The organism is Leisingera methylohalidivorans DSM 14336 (genome assembly GCF_000511355.1).
GTDB classification, from domain to species: domain Bacteria; phylum Pseudomonadota; class Alphaproteobacteria; order Rhodobacterales; family Rhodobacteraceae; genus Leisingera; species Leisingera methylohalidivorans.
This window is the reverse complement of sequence record NC_023135.1, coordinates 2324888-2342980: the sequence shown is the minus strand read 5'-3', so window position 1 is coordinate 2342980 and position 18093 is coordinate 2324888. Positions and strand designations below refer to the sequence as shown.

The 18093-nt window shown below is 63.3% G+C and carries 17 protein-coding genes; 14 read left to right on the top strand and 3 right to left on the bottom strand.

Going from position 1 to position 18093, the window contains the following annotated elements:
* Positions 1–2: 2 nt before the first annotated feature.
* Complete coding sequence (gene glmS / locus METH_RS11670) at positions 3–1826, bottom strand: glutamine--fructose-6-phosphate transaminase (isomerizing) (protein WP_024090680.1); 1824 nt, start codon at positions 1824–1826, stop codon at positions 3–5.
* Complete coding sequence (gene glmU, locus METH_RS11665; RefSeq protein WP_024090679.1) at positions 1826–3181, bottom strand: bifunctional UDP-N-acetylglucosamine diphosphorylase/glucosamine-1-phosphate N-acetyltransferase GlmU; 1356 nt, start codon at positions 3179–3181, stop codon at positions 1826–1828. Before glmU ends, glmS begins: the two co-directional genes overlap by 1 nt.
* Positions 3182–3312: 131 nt before the next feature.
* Here glmU and METH_RS11660 point away from each other — a divergent pair, with 131 nt between their 5' ends.
* Entirely contained in the window at positions 3313–3975 is a 663-nt protein-coding gene (locus METH_RS11660; protein WP_024090678.1) for an HAD-IA family hydrolase, read from the top strand.
* Positions 3976–4054: 79 nt separating this feature from the next.
* Positions 4055–5248, top strand: a complete 1194-nt coding sequence (locus METH_RS11655; protein WP_024090677.1) for a DegT/DnrJ/EryC1/StrS family aminotransferase — start codon at positions 4055–4057, stop codon at positions 5246–5248.
* Here the strand turns inward: METH_RS11655 and METH_RS11650 are convergent.
* Positions 5236–5694: a CreA family protein gene (locus METH_RS11650; protein ID WP_024090676.1), complete on the bottom strand. Its 459-nt coding sequence runs from the start codon at positions 5692–5694 to the stop codon at positions 5236–5238. The two genes, METH_RS11655 and METH_RS11650, sit on opposite strands and share 13 nt — an antisense overlap.
* 169 nt (positions 5695–5863) lie before the next feature.
* On the opposite strand from METH_RS11650, the gene METH_RS11645 reads away from it, so the two are divergent.
* From METH_RS11645 to METH_RS11595, 12 genes are all read left to right on the top strand, one after another.
* Positions 5864–6523: a DUF1236 domain-containing protein gene (locus METH_RS11645; RefSeq protein ID WP_024090675.1), complete on the top strand. Its 660-nt coding sequence runs from the start codon at positions 5864–5866 to the stop codon at positions 6521–6523.
* A 153-nt stretch (positions 6524–6676) separates the two neighbouring features.
* Complete coding sequence (locus tag METH_RS11640; protein ID WP_024090674.1) at positions 6677–7837, top strand: isovaleryl-CoA dehydrogenase; 1161 nt, start codon at positions 6677–6679, stop codon at positions 7835–7837.
* Between the two features lie 72 nt (positions 7838–7909).
* Positions 7910–9439, top strand: coding sequence for an AMP-binding protein (locus tag METH_RS11635; protein WP_024090673.1), 1530 nt, complete (start codon positions 7910–7912; stop codon positions 9437–9439).
* A gap of 76 nt (positions 9440–9515) precedes the next feature.
* Positions 9516–11120 carry a carboxyl transferase domain-containing protein gene (locus METH_RS11630; RefSeq protein WP_024090672.1) on the top strand — a complete coding sequence of 535 codons (1605 nt, stop codon included), beginning with the start codon at positions 9516–9518 and terminating at the stop codon, positions 11118–11120.
* Between the two features lie 87 nt (positions 11121–11207).
* Positions 11208–13148 carry an acetyl/propionyl/methylcrotonyl-CoA carboxylase subunit alpha gene (locus tag METH_RS11625; RefSeq protein WP_024090671.1) on the top strand — a complete coding sequence of 647 codons (1941 nt, stop codon included), beginning with the start codon at positions 11208–11210 and terminating at the stop codon, positions 13146–13148.
* A 66-nt stretch (positions 13149–13214) separates the two neighbouring features.
* Entirely contained in the window at positions 13215–14072 is an 858-nt protein-coding gene (locus tag METH_RS11620; RefSeq protein WP_024090670.1) for a hydroxymethylglutaryl-CoA lyase, read from the top strand.
* A gap of 20 nt (positions 14073–14092) precedes the next feature.
* Positions 14093–14875 (top strand): crotonase/enoyl-CoA hydratase family protein, encoded by a 783-nt coding sequence (locus tag METH_RS11615; protein WP_024090669.1) that lies wholly within the window; start codon positions 14093–14095, stop codon positions 14873–14875.
* Positions 14876–15110: 235 nt separating this feature from the next.
* The gene (locus METH_RS11610; protein ID WP_024090668.1) at positions 15111–15476 is read left to right on the top strand and encodes an NADH-quinone oxidoreductase subunit A; all 366 of its coding nucleotides are present in this window, start codon (positions 15111–15113) and stop codon (positions 15474–15476) included.
* On the top strand, positions 15467–16000 hold the full coding sequence (locus METH_RS11605) for a NuoB/complex I 20 kDa subunit family protein (RefSeq protein ID WP_024090667.1): 534 nt from the start codon (positions 15467–15469) through the stop codon (positions 15998–16000). Before METH_RS11610 ends, METH_RS11605 begins: the two co-directional genes overlap by 10 nt.
* A 15-nt stretch (positions 16001–16015) precedes the next feature.
* Complete coding sequence (locus METH_RS11600; protein WP_024090666.1) at positions 16016–16621, top strand: NADH-quinone oxidoreductase subunit C; 606 nt, start codon at positions 16016–16018, stop codon at positions 16619–16621.
* Entirely contained in the window at positions 16621–16788 is a 168-nt protein-coding gene (locus METH_RS23935) for a hypothetical protein (RefSeq protein WP_156927481.1), read from the top strand. Before METH_RS11600 ends, METH_RS23935 begins: the two co-directional genes overlap by 1 nt.
* The gene (locus METH_RS11595) at positions 16788–18011 is read left to right on the top strand and encodes an NADH-quinone oxidoreductase subunit D (RefSeq protein WP_197538839.1); all 1224 of its coding nucleotides are present in this window, start codon (positions 16788–16790) and stop codon (positions 18009–18011) included. The genes METH_RS23935 and METH_RS11595 overlap by 1 nt, the downstream gene beginning before the upstream one ends.
* The last annotated feature ends 82 nt before the right edge of the window (positions 18012–18093 follow it).

Below are 18093 nucleotides of genomic sequence, written 5' to 3'. Positions count from 1 at the left end.
TGCTACTCCACGGTAACGGACTTCGCCAGATTGCGCGGCTGGTCCACATCAGTGCCCTTGGCCACGGCGGTGTGATAGGCCAGCAGCTGCGCCGGGATCGCATAAAGGATCGGGGTCAGCGCTTCCTTCACCCGGGGCATCCGGATCGCGCACCAGACATCGTCTCCGGCCTCGTCAATGCCGTTCTGATCGGAGATCATCAGCACCTTGCCCTTGCGCGCCAGCACCTCCTGCATATTGGAGACAGATTTGTCGAACAGCGCGTCCTTGGGCGTCAGCACCACCACCGGCATGTTCTTGTCGATCAATGCGATGGGGCCGTGCTTCAGCTCGCCGCTCGCATAGGCTTCGGCGTGGATATAGCTGATCTCCTTCAGCTTCAGCGCGCCCTCCAAGGCCAGCGGGAACATCAGGCCGCGGCCCAGGAACAGGACGTCGCGGGCCTCGCTCACCTTTTGTGCCGCCAAGCGGATCGCATCGTTCTGTTCCAGCGCAGAGGACAGCACGTTGGGCAGGCCGCGGATGGCTGTGGCATACTCCGCCATTCCCTCAGCACTCAGATGGCCGCGGTCGCAGGCGGCTTTCAGCGCCAGCGCCAGCAGAACTGTCAGCTGGCAGGTAAAGGCCTTGGTGGACGCCACGCCGATTTCCGGCCCGGCAAAGATCGGCAGAGCCAGATCGCTTTCCCGCGCGATGGAGCTTTCGGAGACATTGACCACCGACAGGATCTTGTCCGCCTTTTCCTGGCAATAGCGCAGCGCCGCCAGGGTATCGGCGGTTTCACCCGACTGCGAGACAAACAGCGCCAGCGTCTTGCCGGGGATCGGCGGTTCGCGGTAGCGGAATTCAGAGGCGATATCGACCTCGACCGGCAGCCGCGCAATCTGCTCAAACCAGTATTTGGCAGTGACACAGGCGTAATAGGCGGTGCCGCAGGCAACCATGGTCAGCCGCTCGACACCAGAGAAGTCCACGCCTCCGCCCGGCAGGCGCACAGCGTCTTCCTCGACCGGCAGGTAATGGCGGATCGCCTCGGCGATCACATGCGGCTGCTCGGCGATTTCCTTGGCCATGAAATGCTTGTGGCCACCCTTGTCGACCTGGGCGGCATCGATCTGGATGGTTTTGGTTTCGCGGTTCACCAGCTCGCCGCGGGTATTGCGGATTTCAGCGCCTGCGCGGGTGACAACAGCGCGGTCGCCCTCCTCCAGATAGGTGATCCGGTCGGTCAGCGGCGCCAGGGCGATGGCATCCGAGCCCACGAACATTTCGCCGTCGCCATGTCCGATTGCCAGCGGCGAGCCCTTGCGGGCAGCGATGATCAGGTCTTCCTCGCCGTCAAACAGGAAGGCCAGCGCAAAGGCGCCTTCCAGCTGATCGAGCGTCTTAAAGGCGGCATCGGCAGGGGAGAGGCCTTCCTGCAGATAGCGTTCGGCCATCAGGGCGACGGTTTCGGTGTCGGTCTCGGTGCGGAACTCCAACCCGCAGTCCAGAAGTTCGGCGCGCAGGTCCTTGTAGTTCTCGATAATGCCGTTGTGGACCACGGCCACAGCGCCCGCACGGTGCGGATGCGCGTTGCTGACCGAGGGCGCGCCATGGGTGGCCCAGCGTGTGTGGCCGATGCCGGCCTTGCCGGCCAGCGGTTCGTGCACCAGGAGGTCGGAAAGGTTCACCAGCTTGCCCACCGCCCGGCGGCGGCGCAGCTCTCCCTTGTTGACGGTGGCTATTCCAGCACTGTCATAGCCGCGGTATTCCAGCCGCTTCAGCGCCTCGACCAGGATCGGGGCAGCCTCGTGATTTCCCAGAACACCGACAATGCCGCACATCACTTGGCTCCCTTCTGAAGACGGGCCTTTTTGGCGCGCAGCATATCCATCAGCTTGCGCGCGCGCCCTGGTTTGTTGGTCTGTTCGGCGCGGGCTATGGCCAGATCGCCGTCTTCGACATTTTTAGTGATCACCGCGCCTGTAGCGGTCATCGCCTCGTTTCCGACCCGGACCGGTGCCACCAGCATGGTGTTCGATCCGATAAAGGCACGGGCGCCGATCTCGGTACGGTGCTTCATCACGCCGTCATAGTTGCAGGTAATCGTGCCTGCGCCAATGTTTGATGCAGCGCCAACAAAAGCATCGCCGATATAGCTGAGGTGATTAACCTTGGCGCCTTCTGCGATTTCCGCGTTCTTGATCTCGACGAAATTACCGATGTGGGTGTCCTCCGCCAGTTCTGCCCCCGGACGCAGCCGGGCGTATGGGCCGACCTTGGCACCACGGCTGATGTGGCAGCCCTCCAGGTGCGAGAACGCGCGGATCAGGGCGCCGCTTTCCACCGTCACGCCGGGCCCGAAGACCACGTTGGGCTCAATCACCGTGTCGCGGCCAATGATGGTGTCAAAGGCCAGGTAGACAGTTTCCGGCGCCATCAGGGTCACACCGAGGTCCAGAAGCTCTGCCCGGGCACGCGTTTGAAACAGCGAATCCGCCTGTGCCAGTTCGGCGCGGGAGTTGACGCCCAGCGTTTCGGCTTCATCGCAGGAAACCGCGGTAACCTTCAAATCTTCGCGCCGCGCCAATTCCACCAGGTCAGTCAGGTAATACTCGCCCGAGGCATTTTCATTGCCGACCTTGGCAATCAGCTCGAACATCATCCCCGCGTCGCAGGCCATCAGCCCGGAATTGCAGAAGCGGAGGGCGCGCTCCGCTTCGCTCGCGTCCTTGAATTCGACGATCCGTTCCAGGCTGTCGCCCTCCATCACCAGGCGGCCATAGCGGCCCGGATCGGCGGCCTCGAACCCCAGCACCACCAGATCGGCGCGCTGGCGGGCCTCGATCATGCGTTCCAGTGTGGCCGCACTGACAAAAGGCGTGTCGCCATACAGCACCACCACATCGCCGGAAAAGCCTTCCAGCGCGGCGCGGGCCTGATCCACGGCGTGGGCGGTGCCCAGCTGCTCTTCCTGCAGAACGACCTCGGCCGTTTCGTCGATGCCGGCGACGGATGCCCGCACGGCCTCTGCCCCGTGGCCTGCCACGATAATGCTGCGCTCCGGCTCCAGCGCGCGGCCCGCGGCCATGGCGTGCTGCAGCATCGGTGCTTGTGCGATCGGGTGCAGGACTTTCGGAATGTCAGAGTTCATCCGGGTGCCTTTTCCGGCCGCCAGGATGACAAGGGCAATGCTCATAATCGCTTTTCTCTTTGTCTTTTTATCGCTTCCGTTTTATCCGCTGGGGGGCGGGGCGCAAGGGACAGCGCCATCAAACAAGATTGCGGCCTGCAACATGCGGCGGCGGAAAGATGCCGAAAGGACGGATCATGCGGACAGTCATCTTCGATCTCGACGGCACGCTGGCCGATACCTCGGGCGACCTGCTGGCGGCGGCCAATGCCTGTTTCCGGCAAATGGGGCTGGGCGACGTGCTGACCCATCCGCAGGATGCTGGCATCGCCCTGCGCGGCGGCCGGATGATGCTGAGCCATGGTCTCCGGCGGACGAACCAGTTCAACGAAGCCACCGTGGATGAGTTCTATCCGCTGCTGCTGGAGGCCTACCGGGGTGCCATCGACCATCACACAGCCCTCTATCCCGGCGCGATGGCGGCGGTTGAGGCGTTGAAAACCGCAGGTTTCGGCGTCGGTATCTGCACCAACAAGCCCGAGGCGCTGGCGGATCAGCTGCTGCGCAGCCTGGGCGTGCGCGATGCCTTTGCGTCGCTGGTGGGGGCCGACACGCTGCCGGTGCGCAAACCTGACCCGGAACCGCTGTTTGAAGCCGCGCGCAGGGCGGGGGGCGATCCGGCCCGCACGCTGCTTGTGGGCGACAGTGATACGGACCGCAATACCTCGGCCAACGCGGGCGTGCCGTCGGTTCTGGTGACCTTTGGCCCCTCAGGTGATGACATGGCGGCGCTCAAGCCCGAGGCACTGCTGCACCGGTTTGAGGACCTGTCTGAGGTTGTCGAACGGCTGATTGCGTGATCCCGCAACTTAGTTTCGGGAAAATCGTCCATCCCGCTTCCCTCTTGACCGGCCGCGGGCTGCGGCTCACAAACGCCGCATGAGCGAAATATTTTCCGGGTCTTTCACCCAGCAGGAACCCATCTCCGAAGACGCTATCGAGGCCGCGCTGGCGGTGCTCCGCAGCGGGCGGTTGCACCGTTACAATGTGGCAGAAGGCGAGGCAGGGGAAACCGCGCTGCTGGAGCAGGAGTTCGCGGCGCAGATGGGCGCGAAATACTGCCTGGCCGTTGCCTCGGGCGGCTATGCTTTGGCGACCTCGCTGCGGGCGGCCGGGGTGAAACCCGGCGATAAGGTTCTGACCAATGCCTTCACGCTGGCGCCGGTGCCGGGCTCAATCGCCTCGGTCGGGGCGGAGCCGGTGTTTGTGGAGGTGGCTGAGAACCTGACCATCGACCTGGATGATCTTGCGGCCAAGGCGGATCGGGCAAAGGTGCTGATGCTGTCCCACATGCGCGGGCATTTGTGCGATATGGACCGGCTGATGGAGATCTGCAACGCGGCCGGCATCACCGTGATCGAAGATTGCGCTCACACCATGGGGGCGTCCTGGAATGGCGTGCTGTCGGGCCGCCACGGCGCTGTCGGCTGCTATTCCTGCCAGACTTACAAGCATGTGAATTCGGGCGAGGGCGGCCTGCTGATCACCGACGATGCGGAAATCGCCGCCCGCGCCATCATGCTGTCCGGCTCCTATATGCTCTATGGCCGCCACATGGCCGCGCCGCCGCCGGAGGTCTTCGAGCAGGTGAAGTACGAGACCCCCAACATCTCGGGTCGGATGGACAACCTGCGCGCCGCCATCCTGCGGCCGCAGCTGCGCGATCTGGACACCCAGGTGGAACGCTGGAACGTGCGGTACCGCGAAGTTGAGAACGGCTTGCGCGGCACGCCGGGCCTGACCGTGGTGGCGCGTCCCGCAAAGGAGGTCTATGTCGGCTCCTCGATCCAGTTCCTTTTGCTGGATTGGTCCGAGGACGCCGTGCAGGAGGCGGTCCGCCGCTGTGCTGCCCGCGGGGTGGAGCTGAAATGGTTCGGCACGCCGGAGCCGGTGGCTTTCACCTCCCGTTATGACAGCTGGCGCTATGCGGAAACACCGCGTCTTCCGCAAAGCGACCGTGTCCTGGCAGGTATCATCGACATGCGGGTGCCGCTGACGTTCAGTGTGGAGGATTGCGCCCAGATCGCCCGCATCATCCGTGCTGAGGTATCTGCGGTCTATCAGTCCGCCTGATAGAGCGGCACCGTCGAGATCGAAACCTTGGCGGAGCCATCGGTCAGCTCTGCTGCGTGGGCAGCATAGATCAGGGTCTGGTTGGCCTCATCGAAAATCCGCTTCACCCGCAGCGATTTCAGAATGATGGAGCGGGACGCCCGGAATACATCCTCGCCATCGCGGCCGCGGTCGATGTCGCCTATTGTGATCGGCCCGGTCTGGCGGCAGGCGATTGAAGCGTTGGACGGATCCTCGAACCAGTTCCCCTTTGACAGCCTGTCAAGCAAACCGCGCTCGAAATAGGCGATGTGGCAGGTCACGCCGCTGACCTTGGGGTCGGCGATGGCCTCGATGATGATGTCATTTCCCACCCAATCGACGCCGATCTCCCCGACTTCTTCAGCTGCGGCGGGCAGGCCCAGCAGGCAGGTCAGGGCTGCGGCTGTCCGGTTCAATCGCTTCATCAGTCTATATCCTCGCAATCTGCTGTGTGCCGGTCTGTCCCGTTACTGCTAACCCAACGCGCTCAAATGGCAAAACGATCCGGGGAACCTTTTTTGGAAGCGCACGTTGTCTGTCCGCAATGGCGCAAAAAACGCGCCTTCATGCAGAACTGATATCGAGGAGAACACAATGTTTACGCCCAAACGCGCCTTGACCGCTTCCGCTCTGGCCCTGCTGGCCGCCCCGGTGTGGGCCGGGGTCAAAGTGCAGGCTGTGACCGACCTGAACCTGCGCGCAGGCCCAGGCCCGCAGCACGAGATCATTGGGGTGATCTCTGCCGATGGCTCGGTTGATCTTGAGGGCTGCCTTGAGGAAAGCAACTGGTGCAAGGTCGGCTATGAGGGTGCAGACGGCTGGGCCTATGGCGAATACCTGACCGGCAATCTTGCCGATACATATGTGCCGGTTGTCGCCAAGGACAGCCCGGTGAAATTCAACACAGTGACCTATACCAGCACCGAGACCGGCGCAAACGATGCTGCGCTGGGTGCTGTCGGCGGTGCCGTCACCGGCGGCCTGATTGCAGGACCGGCTGGTGTTGTCGCCGGGGCCATTGCAGGGTCCATCGCGGGTGAGGCTGCTGTGCCGGACGAGAAGGTGGTGACCTATGTGCGCAGCAACGCCACCGAGCCGGTTTACGTGCAAGGTGAGGTGGTGACAGGTGTCGTGATTCCAGAGCAGGTCCAGCTGGCGGAGGTTCCGGATTCCAAGTTCCGTTACGTCTATCTCAATGGCCTCCCGGTGCTGGTTGAAGCAGACAGCCGCACTGTGATCCATGTGATCCGCTGACCCTGTTGGTCGGTTTGTTGCGGGCGGCCATTCAGGGGCCGCCCGTTGCCGTTTGTACCGCCTCGCAGGAACACGATTGACCCGAATCGGGGGCTCGTTTATTGAATTGAACAAGTGTTCATATAATCGGCTCTAACCGGGAGGTCCCGCGGGATGTTCAACGCAAGCATGACTTTTGATCTTGGTGAGGATGTGAACGCACTGCGCGACGCGGTTCACCGCTGGGCGCAGGACCGCGTCAAGCCGTTGGCGCAGGAAATCGATCAGAACAACGAGTTCCCTGCGGAACTTTGGAAAGAAATGGGCGAGCTTGGCCTGCTGGGGATCACCGTGCCGGAGGAATTCGGCGGCGCCGGCATGTCTTATCTGGCCCACACGGTTGCGGTCGAGGAAGTCGCCCGCGCCAGTGCCTCTGTGTCGCTGTCCTATGGCGCGCATTCCAACCTTTGCGTCAACCAGATCAAGCTGAACGGCAACGCCGAACAAAAGGCCAAGTATCTGCCGCGGCTGATCTCGGGCGAGCACGTCGGTGCGCTGGCAATGTCCGAGGCCGGCGCGGGGTCCGATGTGGTCTCCATGTCGCTGCGGGCGGAAAAGCGCAATGACCACTTCCGTTTGAATGGTAACAAATACTGGATCACCAATGGTCCGGATGCCGATACCCTGGTGGTCTATGCCAAGACCGATCCCGATGCCGGCTCCAAAGGCATGACCGCCTTCCTGATCGAAAAAGAGATGAAGGGCTTCTCCGCCTCCAAGCACTTCGACAAACTGGGCATGCGCGGCTCCAACACGGCCGAACTGGTGTTCGAGGACGTCGAGGTTCCGTTTGAGAACATCCTTGGCGAAGAGGGCAAGGGCGTGCGCGTCCTGATGTCCGGGCTGGATTATGAGCGCGTGGTGCTCGCGGGCATCGGCACCGGCATCATGGCCGCCTGCATGGACGAGATGATGCCCTATATGAAAGAGCGCAAGCAGTTCGGCCAGCCGATCGGGAACTTCCAGCTGATGCAGGCCAAGATCGCCGACATGTACACTGCGATGAATTCGGCGCGGGCTTATGTCTATGAAGTGGCCAAGTCCTGCGACAAGGGCACGGTGACCCGTCAGGACGCGGCGGCCTGCTGCCTCTACTCCTCCGAGGTCGCGATGACCCAGGCGCATCAGGCGGTGCAGGCTTTCGGCGGTGCGGGCTATCTGTCCGACAACCCGGTGGGCCGGATTTTCCGCGATGCCAAGCTGATGGAAATCGGCGCCGGCACCAGCGAAATCCGCCGCATGCTGATCGGCCGCGAGCTGATGGGAACCATGTGATCCACGGGGCCGGCAGCAGCGCAGGGTCCCGGGGCAGAGCTGCCCGCGTTCCGTGCAGCGAATGGAGCTATGATGGCTGAACCGCAAGATTTTCCGGGCCTGCGCCCTGACGGCAGCTGGGATTTGCCGGCACAGCTGAACATGGCCCGCCAGTGCCTGTCCCGCCCGCCGGAACAGACCGCGCTGATCGACATGACAGGCGCGGAGCGGCGCGACATTTCCTATGGCGACCTGTCCGGGATGGTGGATGGCCTGACCCGCTGCCTGCTGACCCGTATCCAGCCGGGTGACCGGGTCGGGGTGCTGCTCAGCCAGTCGCCCTGGTGCGCGGCGGCGCATCTGGCGGTCTGGAAGGCGGGCGGCATTTCGGTGCCGCTGTTCAAACTGTTCAAGCGTGATGCACTGGCCTCCCGTGCAGGCGATGCAGGCGTGCGCTTTGTCTTTACGGACCCCGAAGGCGCGGAACTGCTGGGCGATCTGGCCGATGCGGTGATGGTCGATAGCGCCGGAATGGACGGCGCGCCGGTGCCCTTTGCCGAGACTGCGCCTGATACGCCTGCGGTGCTGATCTATACCTCCGGCACCACCGGCAGCCCCAAGGGCGCGCTGCACGGCCACCGGGTGCTGACCGGCCACCTGCCGGGCGTTGCCATCAGCCATGATTACCTCGGGCAGCAGGGCGACGTGCTGTGGACCCCGGCGGACTGGGCCTGGATCGGCGGATTGTTCGACGTGCTGATGCCGGGCCTTGCGCTGGGCGTGCCGGTGGTTGCGGCGCGGCTGGACAAATTTACGCCCGAAGCTTGCGCCGATCTGATCGCCAAGGCCGGGGTGCGCAATATATTCTTCCCGCCAACTGCGCTGCGGATGCTCAAGGCAGCGGGGCAGGGGCTCGGCGGCCTGCGTTCTGTTGCTTCCGGCGGAGAGCCCCTGGGCGCGGAGATGCTCGCCTGGGGCCGGCGTTGCTTGGGCGTGACCATCAACGAATTCTACGGCCAGACCGAATGCAACATGGTGGCCTCCTCCTGCGCTGCCGGTTTCGAACCGCGCCCGGGCTGCATCGGCAAAGCGGTGCCGGGGCATGAAGTGGCGGTGATCGGCGAAGACGGCAACCCGGCAGAGGGCGAGGGCGACGTCGCCATCCGCCGCGGTTCGGCCTCGATGCTGCTGCAATACTGGAACCGCCCCGAAGAAACCGCTGCCAAGTTCCGCGGCGACTGGCTGCTGACTGGCGACCGCGGCATCTGGGAAGGCAGCTATCTGCGCTTTGTGGGCCGCGAGGATGATGTGATCACCTCGGCCGGCTACCGCATCGGCCCGGCCGAAATCGAGGATTGCCTGCTGACCCACCCGGCGGTGGCCACCGTGGGCGTGGTCGGCAAGCCCGATCCGCTGCGCACCGAGATCGTCAAGGCCTATGTGGTGCTGAAAGACGGGGCCCAGGCCTCGGCGCAGGAACTGCAGGATTACGTCAAGGACCGCCTCGCACAGTATTCCTACCCGCGCGAGGTGGAATTCCTGGACGCGCTGCCGATGACCGTGACCGGCAAGGTGATCCGCAAGGAGCTGAAGGCGCGGGCGGCGGGGGAGGCTGATCAATGACCCAGGGTGTTGCATACCCGGCGTACGCGGCGCCAACCGGAAGTAAAGATCTCAACCCTATAACGGGAGAGTGGACATGAAACTCACATCCAAGGCGATGCCTTCCTCCGAAGGCTTCAAGCAGAACCGCGAGGCGCATCTCGAAGCGCTGGCGCAGATCAGCGAGGCGGCCGAGGCCGCGCGCATGGGCGGCGGCGAGAAATCCCGCGCCCGGCATGAAAGCCGCGGCAAGATGCTGCCGCGCCGCCGGGTGGCAAACCTGCTCGATCCCGGCTCGCCGTTCCTTGAGATCGGCGCCACGGCTGCGCATGCCATGTATGACGGCGCCGCCCCCAGTGCAGGTGTTGTCGCGGGCATCGGCCGGGTCGAGGGCCAAGAGGTCATGGTGGTCTGCAACGATGCCACCGTGAAGGGCGGCACCTATTACCCGATGACGGTCAAGAAACACCTGCGCGCGCAGGAGATTGCCGAGGAGAACCGGCTGCCGTGCATCTACCTGGTCGACTCCGGCGGTGCCAACCTGCCGAACCAGGACGAGGTCTTCCCCGACCGCGACCACTTCGGCCGCATTTTCTACAACCAGGCCCGGATGTCGGCCAAGGGCATCCCGCAAATCGCCGTTGTCATGGGCTCCTGCACCGCGGGCGGCGCCTATGTCCCCGCGATGTCGGACGTCACCATCATCGTCAAGGAACAGGGCACCATCTTCCTGGCAGGTCCGCCGCTGGTGAAGGCCGCAACGGGCGAGGTCGTCAGCGCCGAAGATCTTGGCGGCGGCGACGTGCATACACGCCTGTCCGGCGTGGCCGATTATCTGGCCGAGGATGACGCCCACGCGCTGGCGCTGGCGCGGCGTGCGGTGCAATCGCTGAACATCACCAGGCCGCTGACGGTGAACTGGGCCAGCCCCGAGGAGCCCGCCTACGACCCCGAGGAAATCCTCGGCGTTGTGCCCGGCGACCTGCGCACGCCTTACGACATCCGCGAGGTGATCGCGCGGCTGGTCGACGGCTCCCGTTTTGACGAATTCAAGCCGCGCTTCGGCGAGACGCTGGTGACCGGCTTTGCCCACCTCAAGGGCTGCCCGATCGGCATCATTGCCAACAACGGCGTCCTGTTTTCGGAGGCGGCGCAGAAGGGCGCCCATTTCGTCGAACTCTGCTCGCAGCGCAAGATCCCGCTGGTGTTCCTGCAGAACATCACCGGCTTTATGGTCGGCCGCAAATATGAGAACGAGGGCATCGCCCGTCACGGCGCCAAGATGGTGACGGCGGTCGCCACCACCAACGTGCCCAAGATCACTATGCTGGTCGGCGGCTCTTTTGGCGCCGGCAACTACGGCATGTCGGGCCGCGCCTACCAGCCGCGGTTTCTGTGGACCTGGCCCAACTCCCGCATCTCGGTGATGGGCGGCGAGCAGGCAGCGGGCGTGCTGGCGACGGTGAAACGCGACGCCATCGAACGCCAGGGCAGCAGCTGGAGCGCTGAGGAGGAAGCTGCCTTCAAACAGCCCACCATCGACATGTTCGAGGAGCAGAGCCACCCGCTTTATGCCTCGGCACGGCTGTGGGATGACGGCATCATTGACCCGCGCAAATCCCGCGACGTGCTGGCGCTGTCGCTCAGCGCCGCCCTGAATGCCCCGGTCGAAGAGACCAAATTCGGCGTCTTCCGGATGTAAGCCTCCGGGCTTTCATCTTTCGCGAAATACTTCGGGGGTCCGGGGGCAGCGCCCCCGGTCCGGCGATCCAGACAAAGGACCAACCCCATGTTTGACAAGATCCTGATTGCCAACCGCGGCGAAATCGCCTGCCGCGTGATGGAAACCGCCCGCGCCATGGGCGTGCGGACAGTGGCGGTATATTCCGACGCCGATGCAGCCTCGAAACATGTGGCCCTGGCGGATGAGGCGGTGCATATCGGCGGCCCGGCCCCCGCCGACAGTTACCTTCGCGGCGATGAGATCATCCGCGTGGCGCAGGAAACCGGCGCCCAGGCGATCCACCCCGGTTACGGCTTCCTGTCCGAAAATCCGAAATTCGTTGATGCGGTAGAGGCTGCCGGCCTCACCTTTATCGGCCCGTCCGCAGATGCGATCCGCAAGATGGGCCTCAAGGATGCGGCCAAGGCGCTGATGGAAGAGGCCGGCGTGCCGGTGGTGCCCGGCTATCACGGCAGCAATCAGGACGCGGACTTCCTGCAGGAAGAAGCGGGCAAGATCGGGTATCCGGTGCTGATCAAGGCCGTGGCCGGCGGCGGCGGCAAGGGGATGCGGCTGGTCGAGAGCCCGGCGGAGTTCGCAGATGCCCTGAAAAGCGCGCAAGGCGAGGCCACCACGGCCTTTGGCAACCCGGATGTGCTGATCGAGAAATACATCCAGCAGCCCCGCCATATCGAGGTGCAGGTTTTTGGTGACGGGACCCGTGCGGTGCATCTGTTCGAGCGCGATTGTTCGCTTCAGCGCCGCCACCAGAAGGTGATTGAGGAAGCCCCTGCGCCGGGCATGACGGCGGAGATGCGCGAAGCAATGGGCCGGGCCGGCGTGCGCGCGGCTGAAGCGATCGGTTACAAGGGCGCAGGCACCGTCGAATTCATCGTCGATGGCTCGGACGGCCTGCGCAGCGACGGCTTCTGGTTCATGGAAATGAACACCCGCCTGCAGGTGGAGCATCCGGTGACCGAACTGATCACCGGTGTCGATCTGGTGGAGTGGCAGCTGCGGGTCGCCTCAGGTGAGCGCCTGCCTGCCCGGCAGGAAGACCTGACGATCACCGGCCACGCGTTTGAGGCGCGGCTTTATGCGGAAGACGTGCCCAAGGGCTTTCTTCCGGCCACCGGCACGCTTACCCATTTGTCTTTCCCGGCCGAGTGCCGGGCGGACAGCGGCGTGCGGGCAGGCGACGCCATCAGCCCCTGGTATGATCCGATGATTGCCAAGGTGATCGTGCATGGCTCCACCCGCAGGGTGGCGCTGTCCCGTTTGGCCCGTGCGCTGGAGGAAACCCAGGTCGGCGGCACCGTCACCAACCTTGCTTTCCTCGGTGCGCTGGCTGCGCATGAAGGGTTTGCGCAGGGCGACGTGGACACCGGCCTGATTGCGCGCGATCTGGAGGAATTGGTGGCTGCGCCGAAGGCAGAGCTGCGCCACAAAGCGGCCGCTGGCATGGTGGCGCTTGGTCTGGTGGATGCCGCGCCGGAGACCGGTTTCACGCTTTGGGGGCCGCTGCACCGTGCGGTGACGCTCAGCCATTCGGAGGAAGAGTTCACGGCGGACGTGCAGGTGGACGGGCCGGACCGGCAGCTGTGGACTGTGAATGGCGAAACCGTGCTGGCCGAACGCAGCCAGGGGCATTGGCGCATTGAAGGACGCCGGATGCCCGTAACCTCTGAGGCCGGCGCATTGATCACGGTGTTTGACGCATACGGCCTGGAATTCACTGTTGTGGACCCGCTGGACCGGGATGCGGCTGCGGGGGGCGACAGGAATGTGATTGAGGCGCCGATGCCGGGGCTGGTCAAAGCCGTTTTTGCTAAAGTCGGCCAGCCGGTGGCAGAGGGTGACAGGCTTGCCATTCTGGAAGCGATGAAAATGGAGCATTCACTGCTGGCCGCCCGTGACGGTGTGGTGGCTGAGGTGCTGGCCGGCGCGGGCGATCAGGTTGAGGCCGGCGCGGCGCTTGTGCGTCTGGAAGAGGAGGGGGACGGCTGACCGTGCGCCCGCGGCAGCTGTTGGCATTTGAGTATTTAGGACCAGAAAGAAGCAGGAGGCCCGGCAATGGTTGAGCGTGTCGAGATTTTCGAAGTCGGTCCGCGGGACGGGCTGCAGAACGAGAAGCGCGAAATCCCGGTGGCGGAGAAGGTGGCGCTGACGGATTGCCTGAGCCGGGCCGGGTTTTCGCGGATCGAGGTGGCCAGCTTCGTGTCGCCGAAATGGGTGCCGCAGATGGCGGGAAGCGCCGAGGTGCTGGCTGGCATCGCCCGCGCGCCCGGCGTGCGGTATGCAGCTTTGACGCCCAACATGCGCGGCTACGAGGATGCCGTCGCTGCCAAGGCGGACGAGATTGCGGTGTTCGCCTCGGCCTCTGAAGGGTTTTCCAAGGCCAACATCAACGCGACAATCGAGGAAAGCATCATGCGCTTTCTGCCCATTCTGGAGGCTGCAAAGGAAATCGGCCTGCCGGTGCGCGGCTATGTTTCCTGCGTGACCGATTGCCCCTTTGACGGGGTCACCGCGCCGCAGAAAGTTGCTGAAGTGGCCGAGCGCCTGTTTGCCTTGGGCTGCTATGAGATCTCGCTGGGGGACACCATCGGGCGAGGTACGCCGGACGCGATTACGGCGATGCTGAAAGCTGTCACAGCACGGGTGCCTGCAAAGAATCTGGCGGGCCACTATCACGACACCTCCGGCCGGGCACTCGACAATATCGAGGCATCGCTGGATCAGGGCGTACGGGTTTTCGATGCTGCTGTAGGCGGATTGGGCGGCTGCCCTTACGCGCCGGGCGCTGCGGGCAATGTCGCCACTGAGGCGGTTCACAGGCGTTTGACAGACCTTGGCTATGACACCGGCCTGGACGCGGATGTGCTGGCAGAGGCCGCGCTTCTGGCCCGGTCCATGCGCAGCCGGCAGTAAAATTTCAGCGGAGAAGCAAGATGTTCGAAACGATCACCCTGAACACCGACGCCCGTGGCGTCTGCACCCTGACCCTGAACCGTCCTGATAAGCACAATGCCATGTCCGGACAGATGCTGCAGGAGCTGATTCTGGCGGCCCGGCGGCTGAACGAAGACGGGACCGTCCGTGTGGTGGTGCTGACCGGTGCCGGCAAAAGTTTCTGCGCCGGCGGCGATCTGGGCTGGATGCGGGCGCAGATGGAGGCGGATGCCGAAACCCGCGGCCGCGAGGCGCGGGTGCTGGCTGAGATGCTGATGGCGCTCAATACCCTGGCCAAGCCGGTGATCGGCGCGGTGCAGGGCAATGCCTTTGGCGGCGGTGTCGGAATGGCTTCGGTTTGCGACGTTGCCATCGGTGCGGACCATCTGAAGATGGGGCTGACCGAGACCAAGCTGGGACTGATTCCCGCCACCATCGGCCCTTATGTCATTGCCCGCATGGGCGAAGCCAAAGCGCGGCGCGTGTTCATGTCGGCCCGTCTGTTCGGCGCTGCCGAGGCGGTGGAGCTGGGGCTGCTGGCAAAAGCCGTGCCCGCAGACCAGCTGGCGGAGGCGGTCGAAGCGGAGGTCGCACCCTATCTGAACTGCGCGCCCGGCGCTGTCGCCGCCGCCAAAAAGCTCGCCCGTGATCTGGGGCCGCAACTTGATGACGCGGTGATTGATCATACAATCAAGGCGCTTGTTGCGCGCTGGGAAGGCGACGAGGCGCAGGAGGGCATCAGCGCATTCTTTGAAAAGCGCAAACCCGTCTGGCAAGGCTGAAAAACCGGTGTAAACGATACATCTTCCGGTGGCGGCCGCGGTTTCCTCCGCGGCCGCTTTCCTTATGAAATGACTAAGGAATTACGCGCATGCCGCGGCGGTGCTGTTTCCTGTCACAAACCCTTGTAGATTAACCTTGCTTTAGTTGACGCTGTGGGGGCGGAGGGGTATGCACAGGGCAAATCAACACGCCAATTGACGTCGCGCGGGAAACCGCCGGGAAAAGGAGCTGCTCTTGGAAGAGATGTTGAGGGAATACCTGCCGATCCTGGTTTTCCTGGCCGTTGCGGCAGGTTTGGGCATTGTTCTTATCCTGGCAGCCGTTGTGCTGGCAGTCCGCAACCCGGACCCGGAAAAGGTCAGCGCCTATGAGTGCGGTTTCAATGCCTTTGATGATGCCCGTATGAAATTCGATGTCCGGTTCTATCTGGTCTCGATTCTCTTCATCATTTTCGACCTGGAAATCGCATTCCTGTTTCCCTGGGCCGTCGGTTTCAAGGACATAAGCGACACAGGGTTCTGGTCGATGATGGTGTTCCTGGGCGTGCTGACCATCGGCTTTGCCTATGAATGGAAGAAAGGGGCGCTGGAATGGCAGTGATGACCGGAGCCAACACCGCGGGTGTGGACAAGGAAACTGCCACCCAGGCCCTCAATGCCGAATTGCAGGACAAAGGGTTTCTGCTTACTTCGGCAGAAGACATCATCAACTGGGCCCGTACCGGTTCGCTGCATTGGATGACATTCGGCCTGGCCTGCTGCGCGGTCGAAATGATGCACACTTCGATGCCGCGCTACGATGCCGAACGTTTTGGCATCGCGCCGCGTGCCTCGCCGCGCCAGTCGGATGTGATGATCGTGGCGGGGACGCTGACCAACAAAATGGCGCCGGCCCTGCGCAAGGTCTACGACCAGATGCCTGAGCCGCGCTATGTGATCTCAATGGGGTCCTGCGCCAATGGCGGCGGCTATTACCATTACAGCTATTCCGTGGTGCGCGGCTGCGACCGGGTTGTGCCGGTGGACGTCTATGTGCCCGGCTGCCCGCCGACGGCCGAGGCGCTGCTGTACGGCCTGATGCAGCTGCAGCGCAAGATCCGCCGTACCGGCACCCTTGTACGCTAAGGCGGGAGAGAGCAGATGACTGAAGCACTGAATGAACTCGGCGCGCAGATCGAAGCCAAACGACCCGATTGCGTCGTCGCTTGGGATATCTCCTTTGGCGAACTGAATATCGATGTGACGCTTTCCAATATTGCCGGTCTGGTGGAGTTTCTGAAATCGGACCAGAACTGCAAGTTCTCCACTCTGGTGGACATCACTGCGGTTGACTATCCGGACCGGGCCAAGCGGTTTGATGTCGTCTATCATTTCCTGTCGATGTACCGGAACCAGCGTATCCGTCTGCGCACCGCGGTGCGCGAGGAGGAACTGGTGCCCTCGATCGTGAAGGTGCACCCGTCGGCCAACTGGTTCGAGCGGGAAGTGTACGACATGTTCGGCATCCTGTTCTCCGGCCACCCGGACCTGCGCCGGATCCTGACCGACTACGGTTTCCGCGGCTATCCGCTGCGCAAGGATTTCCCGACCACCGGCTACACCGAAGTCCGCTATGACGAGGCGCAAAAGCGCGTGGTCTATGAGCCGGTGAAGCTGGTGCAGGAATACCGGCAGTTTGATTTCATGTCCCCGTGGGAAGGTGCCGAATACATCCTGCCGGGCGACGAAAAGGAGGGCGCAAGCTGATGTGGTTTGAACCTCTGGCGGAAGCGGGAACCTTGCTGGCAGGCTGTGCGGCCATGCTCGGCGCGGCGATGCCCGTTTTAAAAAGATCTGAAGAGTTCAGCAAAGGTGCCTTTTCTGGACTTGTTCGTTGCGCCGTATTGGCGAAGGATAACGGAGGTCGCAAATGATGGACGGCTCCAAATTTGACGACGGCAGCGTCGACGCGCTTAGCGGCGAGCAGAAGATCCGCAATTTCAACATCAACTTCGGCCCGCAGCACCCTGCAGCACATGGGGTTTTGCGTTTGGTGCTGGAGCTGGACGGCGAGATCGTCGAGCGCTGCGATCCGCATATCGGGCTGCTGCACCGCGGCACCGAAAAGCTGATGGAAAGCCGCACCTACCTGCAGAACCTGCCGTATTTCGACCGCCTCGATTATGTGGCGCCGATGAACCAGGAACATGCCTGGTGCCTCGCCATCGAAAAACTGACCGGCGTGGAGGTTCCGCGCCGCGGCCAGCTGATCCGGGTGCTCTATTCGGAAATCGGCCGCGTCTTGAACCACCTGCTGAACGTCACCACCCAGGCGATGGACGTCGGCGCGCTGACCCCGCCGCTGTGGGGCTTTGAAGAGCGCGAAAAGCTGATGGTGTTCTACGAGCGGGCCTGCGGCGCCCGCCTGCATGCGGCCTACTTCCGTCCCGGCGGTGTGCATCAGGATCTGCCGGATGATCTGCTTGATGATATCGACCTCTGGGCGCTGGAATTTCCCAAGGTGCTGGATGACATCGACGGGCTGCTGACCGAAAACCGCATCTTTAAGCAGCGCAACTGCGATATCGGTGTGGTGACCGAGGAAGAGATCCAGCAATACGGATTCTCCGGCGTCATGGTGCGCGGCTCCGGCCTTGCCTGGGATCTGCGCCGGGCGCAGCCATATGAATGCTATGACGAGTTCGAGTTCCAGGTCCCGGTCGGCAAGAACGGCGACTGCTACGACCGCTATCTGTGCCGGATGGAAGAGATGCGCCAGTCGACCTCGATCATCCGCCAGGCGATTGTCAAGCTGCGCGAGGCCACCGGCGACGTGATAGCCCGCGGCAAGCTGTCCCCGCCCAAGCGCGGCGACATGAAGACCTCGATGGAAAGCCTGATCCACCATTTCAAGCTGTACACCGAAGGCTTCCACGTTCCCGCAGGCGAGGTCTACGCCGCCGTCGAGGCGCCCAAGGGCGAGTTCGGCGTCTATCTGGTGGCGGACGGGACCAACAAACCCTACCGCTCCAAGATCCGCGCGCCCGGGTTCCTGCATCTGCAGGCGATGGACCACGTGGCCGGCGGCCACCAGCTGGCCGATGTCGCTGCCATCATCGGCACCATGGACGTCGTGTTCGGGGAGATCGACCGGTGAGCCTGCCTGCCCTGTTTCATCTTTTCAAAAATACTCCCGCCGGAGGCATCCGCGCGGGCAACACCCACCAAAAGGTGATCTG

Excerpts from the sequence above, each read along its gene's own strand:
- METH_RS11595 (WP_197538839.1), top strand. The coding sequence starts at position 16,788 with ATGGACGGCTCCAAATTTGACGACGGCAGCGTCGACGCGCTTAGCGGC.
- METH_RS11655 (WP_024090677.1), top strand. The coding sequence starts at position 4,055 with ATGAGCGAAATATTTTCCGGGTCTTTCACCCAGCAGGAACCCATCTCC.
- METH_RS11620 (WP_024090670.1), top strand. The coding sequence starts at position 13,215 with ATGGTTGAGCGTGTCGAGATTTTCGAAGTCGGTCCGCGGGACGGGCTG.
- METH_RS11615 (WP_024090669.1), top strand. The coding sequence starts at position 14,093 with ATGTTCGAAACGATCACCCTGAACACCGACGCCCGTGGCGTCTGCACC.
- METH_RS11605 (WP_024090667.1), top strand. The coding sequence starts at position 15,467 with ATGGCAGTGATGACCGGAGCCAACACCGCGGGTGTGGACAAGGAAACT.
- glmS (WP_024090680.1), bottom strand. The coding sequence starts at position 1,826 with ATGTGCGGCATTGTCGGTGTTCTGGGAAATCACGAGGCTGCCCCGATC.
- METH_RS11640 (WP_024090674.1), top strand. The coding sequence starts at position 6,677 with ATGTTCAACGCAAGCATGACTTTTGATCTTGGTGAGGATGTGAACGCA.
- METH_RS11660 (WP_024090678.1), top strand. The coding sequence starts at position 3,313 with ATGCGGACAGTCATCTTCGATCTCGACGGCACGCTGGCCGATACCTCG.
- METH_RS11635 (WP_024090673.1), top strand. The coding sequence starts at position 7,910 with ATGGCTGAACCGCAAGATTTTCCGGGCCTGCGCCCTGACGGCAGCTGG.
- METH_RS11625 (WP_024090671.1), top strand. The coding sequence starts at position 11,208 with ATGTTTGACAAGATCCTGATTGCCAACCGCGGCGAAATCGCCTGCCGC.
- METH_RS11650 (WP_024090676.1), bottom strand. The coding sequence starts at position 5,694 with ATGAAGCGATTGAACCGGACAGCCGCAGCCCTGACCTGCCTGCTGGGC.
- glmU (WP_024090679.1), bottom strand. The coding sequence starts at position 3,181 with ATGAGCATTGCCCTTGTCATCCTGGCGGCCGGAAAAGGCACCCGGATG.
- METH_RS11630 (WP_024090672.1), top strand. The coding sequence starts at position 9,516 with ATGAAACTCACATCCAAGGCGATGCCTTCCTCCGAAGGCTTCAAGCAG.
- METH_RS11645 (WP_024090675.1), top strand. The coding sequence starts at position 5,864 with ATGTTTACGCCCAAACGCGCCTTGACCGCTTCCGCTCTGGCCCTGCTG.
- METH_RS23935 (WP_156927481.1), top strand. The coding sequence starts at position 16,621 with ATGTGGTTTGAACCTCTGGCGGAAGCGGGAACCTTGCTGGCAGGCTGT.
- METH_RS11600 (WP_024090666.1), top strand. The coding sequence starts at position 16,016 with ATGACTGAAGCACTGAATGAACTCGGCGCGCAGATCGAAGCCAAACGA.